Raw genomic sequence first — 2,062 nt, 5'->3', positions numbered from 1 at the left:
CTATCCGGGACGATTCGCTAACGTTTTGATCCGCACACCCACCAGTACGTGAATTGTCATGCAATGGTTGACATTTCTCATTCCTGCGTTAGGTTTGAACAATGACAGGACGTACGAATTCTCCACTTGAACGGCTTGCTGTGCTCCTTGCTGACGCCGCAAATCTCGGAACAGCACCGACCACCGAGGCTGGTGCGCTGAACGCTGTCGAGATCGGCAACCAAATCGAGCGGGCAGCTCGAGCGCATTTGGAGGAATCCGTTGCCGTAGCAAGGGCGCGGGGTGTGTCATGGCAAGACATTGGGACTACCTTTGGGATCACTCGACAAGCAGCGTTTAAGCGGTTCGGAACCGTATCGGCAGCAATGCCAGATGAAGGAACTGTAGGCAACCCGATCATCGATCTCACCTCGCGTACCGAAGAGGTCTTTGAGTACCTCAGCAAAGCAGATTACGGCTCTGTGAAATCCATGATGACCTTCACTTGCTCTCGAGCCCTGACGAAGAAGAATGTCATGGGTGTCTGGGATCAAGTCGTTGCAGACAGTGGCGGGTTTAAATCTTGCTCGAACACCACCATTCAAACTGCAGATGGAAGAAATGTCCTTGCGCAGAAACTGAACCAGTTTCTTGCTGGCGGGCTGATCGTTCAGACTCGGCTCAATCACGAAGCTGGTGAATGGATCGGGCGAGTTGCCTACAATGGCGCCGGAAAAATAACCGGGATCATAATCGTGCATCCGCTGCAGACGGGCAATCTCCCCTTCTAGCTGGGCCCACGCACTTTCACTGCTCCAATCATAAACAGAGGCTTCCAATGGAAAAGATGGTCAACGTTGCATGCACCCTGCTCACATTCGTAGTCCTCTTCGCTGTTATGGACGCGTGGGAACCCGACGAATCAGTGCGTTTCATATGGGCTGCACTGTTTGCGGGAGCATTCGGTTACATCTTCTTCAGGACAAGCAAGAAATCTGAAAAATGAGTCACATCCGTTTGGAACTGGCTCATCCCCGACGCTGTCTGATGCGGCTAACACTCCATGTGCCGATTGGTTGTCCGCAGAGAGTTCCGCTTATGGGGCGACGAAGAACCTAGTGAAACCGTGATTCAATGAAGGATGCATTCTTTCCGTAAGACCATTTACGTGACATTGGGAGTCCTGTTCGTTCTGTTGGGCGTCGTAGGGAGTTTCGTGATGTTTTTACAGCCTTGGAGAAGCTGTCCTGAGATCGATGACAGTTCTGCGGGCTGCCCAGCGACGTCCGACGACACGGCCCTGCTCGGATTGGCCATTGCAGTACTGCTCGCAGGGATAGCGTTATTGATCACGTCGCTGAAGTCAGAGAGAATTCCGCTAGAGTCTGCCGGTCCATGGGGAAAGCTTAACTAGGGGTCGATGGTGCGTCGGCTCAGAGTTTGGTGGCCTTTTCAGCCGCTGTACCGCCCCATAGGGGTGACAATACTGAGGATGCGTCTCTGGTCTGTGTCGGTATGATCGCGGTATGAATTCTTCGCAGAAAGCTGCGCCCTCAACGGTGCGCCTGTTTCCGGATTATGCAGACACGGTGCTTTGGTTTAACGAACCAATTGACTACGACACTGCCAAGCTGTCCGGTACTTTGACACGCGAACTTTCGCAGTGGGAACAGTCGTACTATGACGGCTTGAACCGTGACTATGAGTGGAAATCCGCAGGTCTGGCCCGAAGATTCGGTGCAGAGGGTGAACAATTGGCGCAACGTGTGGCTGATGAACTTGGCGACAAATTCGAAATCGAATTAGTCGTGTTCGTTGAAAACTCACCGAAACGCAAATTTCGGGGGAGGGGACCAGCTCTCAACCCTGGAGCTGCGGCAGTGTTCGATTCTTTGGCTATTGAACTTAAAGAATTTGAAGAGGAAGTAGCGCGTGCGCGGGAGGCGACTCGTCGTGGCGAGAGCACTGGCTGGTATGCCTATGCGCCGCTTTCAAATACCGTTTTCAGACCGCAGCAACAGAACGATTGATAATCTGGTTCTGAGCGTAACGTATCATCGCTCTAGTCGGGGATAGGCGGTGC

General features: G+C 52.8%; 2 protein-coding genes. Both read left to right on the top strand.

Going from position 1 to position 2,062, the window contains the following annotated elements; translation table 11 throughout:
• Positions 1-101 precede the first annotated feature (101 nt).
• Complete coding sequence (locus ACT3UQ_RS19620) at positions 102-770, top strand: hypothetical protein (protein WP_443438973.1); 669 nt, start codon at positions 102-104, stop codon at positions 768-770.
• A gap of 735 nt (positions 771-1,505) precedes the next feature.
• The gene (locus tag ACT3UQ_RS19615; protein WP_443450825.1) at positions 1,506-2,009 is read left to right on the top strand and encodes a hypothetical protein; all 504 of its coding nucleotides are present in this window, start codon (positions 1,506-1,508) and stop codon (positions 2,007-2,009) included.
• Positions 2,010-2,062 lie beyond the last annotated feature (53 nt).

The sequence above is a fragment of the Glutamicibacter sp. AOP12-B1-11 genome, assembly GCF_052379245.1.
Taxonomy (GTDB): Bacteria; Actinomycetota; Actinomycetes; order Actinomycetales; family Micrococcaceae; genus Glutamicibacter.
The sequence above is the reverse complement of the archived record's forward strand: the minus strand, read 5'-3'. Positions and strand labels throughout refer to the sequence as shown.

Coding starts and splice junctions, on each gene's coding strand:
- ACT3UQ_RS19620 (WP_443438973.1), top strand. CDS start 102: ATGACAGGACGTACGAATTCTCCACTTGAACGGCTTGCTGTGCTCCTT.
- ACT3UQ_RS19615 (WP_443450825.1), top strand. CDS start 1,506: ATGAATTCTTCGCAGAAAGCTGCGCCCTCAACGGTGCGCCTGTTTCCG.